Annotated in this window: 7 protein-coding genes; all 7 read right to left on the minus strand. The window is 73.1% G+C overall.

The features are described 5' to 3' along the window. A partial coding sequence (locus AB0J52_RS24940) for an SDR family NAD(P)-dependent oxidoreductase (RefSeq protein WP_500184604.1) occupies nucleotides 1–168 on the minus strand: 168 nt, incomplete at its 3' end. A gap of 222 nt (nucleotides 169–390) precedes the next feature. After that, the gene (locus AB0J52_RS24945) at nucleotides 391–882 is read right to left on the minus strand and encodes a glutathione peroxidase (RefSeq protein ID WP_500184594.1); all 492 of its coding nucleotides are present in this window, start codon (nucleotides 880–882) and stop codon (nucleotides 391–393) included. A 164-nt stretch (nucleotides 883–1,046) separates the two neighbouring features. Continuing rightward, a complete protein-coding gene (locus AB0J52_RS24950; protein WP_500184596.1) occupies nucleotides 1,047–1,202 on the minus strand; it encodes a hypothetical protein in 156 nt (51 codons plus the stop codon). Between the two features lie 473 nt (nucleotides 1,203–1,675). After that, on the minus strand, nucleotides 1,676–1,831 hold the full coding sequence (locus AB0J52_RS24955) for a hypothetical protein (RefSeq protein ID WP_199486528.1): 156 nt from the start codon (nucleotides 1,829–1,831) through the stop codon (nucleotides 1,676–1,678). 222 nt (nucleotides 1,832–2,053) lie between these two features. Then, nucleotides 2,054–2,350 carry a hypothetical protein gene (locus tag AB0J52_RS24960; protein WP_500184598.1) on the minus strand — a complete coding sequence of 99 codons (297 nt, stop codon included), beginning with the start codon at nucleotides 2,348–2,350 and terminating at the stop codon, nucleotides 2,054–2,056. An 86-nt stretch (nucleotides 2,351–2,436) separates the two neighbouring features. Beyond that, a complete protein-coding gene (locus AB0J52_RS24965) occupies nucleotides 2,437–3,483 on the minus strand; it encodes an LCP family protein (RefSeq protein WP_500184600.1) in 1,047 nt (348 codons plus the stop codon). Nucleotides 3,484–3,728: 245 nt separating this feature from the next. After that, a partial coding sequence (locus AB0J52_RS24970; protein ID WP_500184603.1) for an AAA family ATPase occupies nucleotides 3,729–5,602 on the minus strand: 1,874 nt, incomplete at its 5' end.

Consider the following 5,602-nt stretch of genomic DNA (forward strand, 5'->3'; position numbering starts at 1 on the left):
GTCGAACGCCGCCTGGCCGCGCTCCACGCTGCGGCACGCGAGCGTGACCGCCGCGCCGTGCCGGGCGAGCTGGAGTGCCGTGTGGTAGCCGAGTCCGCTGTTCGCGCCGGTCACCACCGCGCGCCGGCCCTGGAGATCGGGGATGTCCGCCGCGGTCCAGCCGCCCATCGTGCACCTCCACGTCGGTCTCGATGGGACATCAAGTTAGACGGGGCATCGAATAGCGGCAAGGTGACGCGTGCCACCGCCGCGCCCACCCCCTGCCCCCGCCTCCGGAAACGCGAACGTCCCCGGTGGTCATGGCTCACCCATGGGAACGCCGCCGGCGGGGCGGGGACTCCGCGCCTCCGGCGGCGTGCGAGGACGGGACGGGTCAGCGGGCAGGGCTGGTCAGGCGGCGGGGAGGGTCTTCTCGATGGCGGAGACGACCTCGTCCGACTCGGGCTCGGTCTGCGGGGAGAAGCGGGCGGCGACCGCGCCGTCCGGGGCGATGAGGAACTTCTCGAAGTTCCAGCGGATGTCGCCGGTGTGCCCCTCGGCGTCGGGGGTGTCGACCAGACCCCCATAGAGCGGGTGCCGGTGCTCGCCGTTGACCTCGACCTTCTCGGTCATCGGGAACGTGACGCCGTAGGTGGTGGAGCAGAACTGCTCGATCTCCTCGGCGCTGCCGGGCTCCTGCCCCATGAACTGGTTGCAGGGGACGCCGAGGACGGTGAAGCCGCGCTCGGCGTACCGCTCCTGGAGCCGCTCCAGGCCCGCGTACTGGGGGGTGAGGCCGCACTTGGAGGCGACGTTGACGACAAGGACGGCCTTGCCCCGATACTGCCCGAGGTCCGCGGAGCCACCCCGCAGGCCATCGATTTCCACGTCGAAGACAGTCATGGAGTGATCCTAGGCGCTGGCTCCGACGGGTGCTCCCACCCGCTCGCCCGAGCCGGGAGAGCACCGGTGCCACCGTCGGCGTCCGGTGTCCGCGCGGGCGGTCACGCGGGGACGAGCCGTCGACCCGTCCCGGCCGCACGGCCGCGGCGGGACGGACCGGGCCGTCAGGTGCCGAGCGCGTTCACGAACGAGGAGAGTTGGCCGCCGGCGCGTCCGAGCTGGCTGAACGCGTTGTTGACCACATGGGCCGCCGCGGTGGGTGAACTGAGCAGGTAGAAGATGACAAATGCGATGGCCACGTAGCGGATGTTCTTCTTCATCCCGAACGCCGTCCCTGGTGTAGCGCAGCGACACACTGACCCGATCCAACATGTGCCCGTCTGCGGCTGGCCGCTTAGCGGGATTTTACTGCGACGGGGCCGTCCGCGCCTGCCCACGGATGAGCGAGATTCCTTACCCCGTAGGCGAAACCGTCCCTCACCTGGGGCTGCGCGACGAAACCGGATGCGGAACGCGGCGCGCGGAGACGCCGCCCCGGCCGCATCGGCGCCACCACCTCGAACAAAAAACCCGTACGACTCCCCCGAACCATCCGCGAACCCGCCGGACCACGCCCGGACCACGTCCGACCATGACCATCCGCCCGGACGGGAACACCCGCGCGAAGACGGAGACTCACCCGGACGGCCACCCGGACGCGAACACCCGCCATAAGACGGAAAAGAGCCCCGCGCCCGAGTCGGGCACGGGGCCGGGCGGCCGTCCCCGCCACGGGACGGCGCGGTCGGACCGGTTACGGAATGGCGCTGACGAATTGCGAGAACGACTCCGCGGCGCTGCCGAGACCGCCGAGGGCGCTGTTCACGAGGTTGGCCGCGCCCTCCGGCCGGCTGACGACGTACCAGACCACGAACGCGATCGCGGCCAGCTTGAGATGCTTCTTGTTCACGGCCCCCACCCTCTGCAATGACGCTACTACTCAGAGTAGTGCCCCCGGGTGGACGAGGGTGGATCAACGCAACGTAAAGTCCGCGTCAGTCCCTGAGAGCGTGCGGGGAAAACCGTGTAAACGGACCACCCGCAGGAGACGCGGCCCGGGCCGGCCAGCGGACTGGGGTCGGAAGCGGCAGGACGCGGATCAGGCTGGGAGCGCGAGGGTGGCCGCAGTGGGTCAGCTGCGGCGCCCTTGCTTCCTCAGGTAGTCGATGTAGACCGGACGCAGCGCCCGGCCGAGGTCGCCCTCGTCGGCGTGGGTGGCCTCCTGCAGCAGGGACAGGCTGTGCAGCATGTCGTACTCGGCCCGCTCCTGCTCCCCGAGGGACGCGGCGGCGGCCGGGATGGTCCGCAGCAGGTCCCACAGGAAGCGCAGGTCGCGGTTGTCGCGGGCCTGCTTCACGGCCCGGTCGTGCAGCTCGCTCGTGGGGAGCGAGTCGAGGTCGTCGGCGGCGGCGGCCTTCTCTTCGGACATGCGCCGACTCTACCCACGCGAACGCCGCGCATCCCGCCCGGGCCGACCGGATTCGGCCGAGGGGCGGGACGCGCGGGCGGAACGGGTCACTTGGTGATGACGCTCGGCGGGATCGGCTCGTCCTGCTTGAGCGCGCCGAAGAGCTGCCCGGCGCGGCTGCGGTCCCAGGTGATGTAGGAGCCCGCGGCGGGGCTGCTGCCGGTGCCGCCGATCGGGACGGTCGTGGTGACGCCGCTGCCGCCGGTGACGCCGCGCATGGCCCACATCATCCGGACCAGGTCGTACAGGTGGTCGCCGTTGTCGACGCGGAAGTTGCTGGTGGCGTGCAGCGCGAGCGGGATGCTGTCGAACGGGTTGAGCATGACGCCCGGGCTGGTGGCCTTCTTCATCAGCGCGCCGAAGAACTGCCGCTGGTGCTCGACGCGCTCCAGGTCGGCGCGGGCGAACTTGCGGGTGCGGACGTAGCCGAGCGCTTGGCGGCCGTCGAGCGTCTGGCAGCCGGGCTTCAGGTCCAGGCCCGCCTTCGGGTCCTTCATCCGCTCCTTGACGCAGATGTCGACGCCGCCGATGGCGTCCACGACGCCGACGAACCCGCCGAAGCCGATCTCGGCGTAGTGGTCGACGCGCACGCCGGTCGCCTGCTCGACCGTCCGGACGAGCAGCTTCGGCCCGCCGAACGCGAACGCGGCGTTCAGCTTGTTCGAGGCGTGCCCGGGGATCGGCACGTAGGAGTCGCGCGGGAGGCTGACCAGCGACGTCCCGCCCGAGCCGTAGTGCAGCAGCATCATCGAGTCGGTGCGGCGGCCCTCGGCGTGCCCGGTCGCGAGCTTCCTCTCGTCCGCGCGGCTGAGGCCCTCGCGGCTGTCGGAGCCGACGATCAGCCAGTTGGTGCCGGGGGTGTCGGCGGGCCGGCCCGCGTAGTCGGCGAGGACGTCCTCGCGCTTGAGCCGCGAGTCCAGGTAGAAGTAGCCGCCGACCACCAGCAGGACGAGGACGAGCAGCACCGCGCCCAGCACCTTCGGCCAGCGCCTCCGGCGGCGGCGCGGCGCGTGGCCGTCCGGCGGGCCCGGGGCGTACGGATCCCGAGGCCCGGCGTAGGGGTCGTGCCCCTCGACCGGTGCTCCCTGATGCACGACGCTCCTCCTGTCTCGCGGCCGGCCCTCCGGCCGGCGTCGCTCATGGATGTCGACCCTAGGCGTCCGCCGGTGTGACACGCGTCCCACCGGCGCATGATTCGCGCGGCCGTCCGGTCATCTCACCAAGTGACATGCCCCGGGGGACCGTGGTACCTCCGGCGCATGCCGCCCGATACGGACGGATGACCTATAAGGGACACCCGTCCGTGCTTTCGGTCGGAGTACTTTACACACTCTTGGGACTACAAGTAGTGGCCGTGCCGTTCCTCTGCGCTCCTGCGGCCGGGCGGCGCGACCGGCAGGTCCTCCGGCCTCAGCAGCGCCACCTCGGCGGTCTCCAGGGCCTCCGCGCCCTCCCCGGTGATCCGCTGCGCCTGGCGGGCGATCGCGGCGTCCAGCAGGTTCCGGACGAACCTGGCGTTGCCGAACTCCGGGCCGCGCGGCTGCGCGGCGATCCGGCGGCGGACGGCCCCGGCCAGCCCGTCGGCGAGCCGGAACCCGGCGGCCCCGGCCATCGACTCGAAGATCGCGACCAGCTCGTCCTCGGAGTAGTCGGGGAAGCTCAGCACGCGCGGGAACCGGTCGCGCAGCCCCGGGTTGGACGACAGGAAGCGCTCCATCGGCTCGGCGTACCCGGCGACGATCACGACCAGGTCGGCGCGGTGCTCCTCCATCAGGCGCAGCAGCTCGGCGACCGCCTCGGGGCCGAAGTCGAGCCGGTCTCCCCCGCCCCCGGCGGCGGCGAGGGTGTACGCCTCGTCCACGAACAGCACGCCGCCGAGGGCGCGCTCGACGGCCGCCCGCACGCGCGGCGCGGTCTGCCCGACGTACTCGGCGACCAGGTCGGCGCGGGTGACCTCGACCAGGTGGCCCGACGACAGCAGGCCGAGCCGCGCGTACACCGCCGCGATCAGCCGCGCGACGGTCGTCTTGGCGGTGCCGGGGTTGCCGGTGAACACCATGTGCCGCGCCGGGGCGTTCCCCGCCATCCCGGCGTCGCGGCGCATCGGCTCGGCGCGCGCCTCCGCCGCCAGCGCCTTGACCTCCTCCTTCACCACGTCCAGGCCGACGAGCGCCTCGATCGCGGCGACCGGGTCGCCGGGCAGGGCGTCGCGGGCGGGGCCGAGCGCGTCCGGGACGTCGGCGAGCAGGATCTCGTCCAGCGACTCGGTCTCGTCCACCACGCCGTCGGCGAGGACGCGGCGGCCCTGGAGCGCCACCGCGCGGTCGAGCAGGTCGACCATGAGCCGGGCGTTGCCGAAGCCGCGCTCGCGCTGCGCCGCGCGGACCAGGCGGCCGACCTTGGCGAGGACGCCGTCGGCGAGCGCGAAGCCCGTCTCGGCGGCGCGCTGCGCGAACACCTCCACGAGTTCCTCGTCGGTGAGGTCGGGGAAGCGGACGACGCGCGGGAACGTCGCGGCGAGCTCGGAGTGCGAGCGCAGCAGCCCGTTCAGCTCCGCCTCGGGGCCGGTGAGGACGACGAGCAGGTCGTCCGGGTGGGCGCGGACGGCGGAGAGCAGCACGTCCACGGCCTCGCGCCCGCGCGCGCCCTCGGCGGTCGCGAACACGTGCACGTCCCGGACCAGCAGGACGCCGCCGAGGGCGCGCTCGACGGCGGCCCGGACGTTCGCGGCGGTCTCCCCCGGGAACTCCCCGACCAGGTCGGTCCGGTCGGTCTCCACGAGCGCGCCGGTGGACAGCGTGCCGAGGTCGGCGTACATGCGGCCGAGGGCGTGCGCGACGCGGGTCTTGCCGGTGCCCGGGTTGCCGGTGAACACCAGGTGCCGGGGACGGGCGGCGACGGGCATCCCGGCCTCGCGCCGCAGCCGCTCCGCGCGCGCCTCGGCCACCAGGGCCTCCACCTCGCGCTTCACCGGGTCGATGCCGACGCACGAGGCCAGCTCGGCGGACGGGTCGGCGGGAACGGCCGCGCCCGTGGAGACGAGCCGGGACGGCAGGTCCGCCGGCAGGAGCTCGATCTCGTCGTCGCCCGGTCCGGCCGTCCCGCCGGAGATCCGGGCGCGGGCCGCCGATACCGCCTCGGCGGCCAGGTGGTCGGCCAGGCGCGCGCCGCGCAGGTTCCCGCGCGGCGGCGTGCGGGTCAGCAGGACGCCCG

It is taken from the genome of Spirillospora sp. NPDC049652 (genome assembly GCF_040675125.1).
Taxonomy (GTDB): domain Bacteria; phylum Actinomycetota; class Actinomycetes; order Streptosporangiales; family Streptosporangiaceae; genus Spirillospora.

Excerpts from the sequence above, each read along its gene's own strand:
- AB0J52_RS24945 (WP_500184594.1), bottom strand. The coding sequence starts at position 882 with ATGACTGTCTTCGACGTGGAAATCGATGGCCTGCGGGGTGGCTCCGCG.
- AB0J52_RS24950 (WP_500184596.1), bottom strand. The coding sequence starts at position 1,202 with ATGAAGAAGAACATCCGCTACGTGGCCATCGCATTTGTCATCTTCTAC.
- AB0J52_RS24960 (WP_500184598.1), bottom strand. The coding sequence starts at position 2,350 with ATGTCCGAAGAGAAGGCCGCCGCCGCCGACGACCTCGACTCGCTCCCC.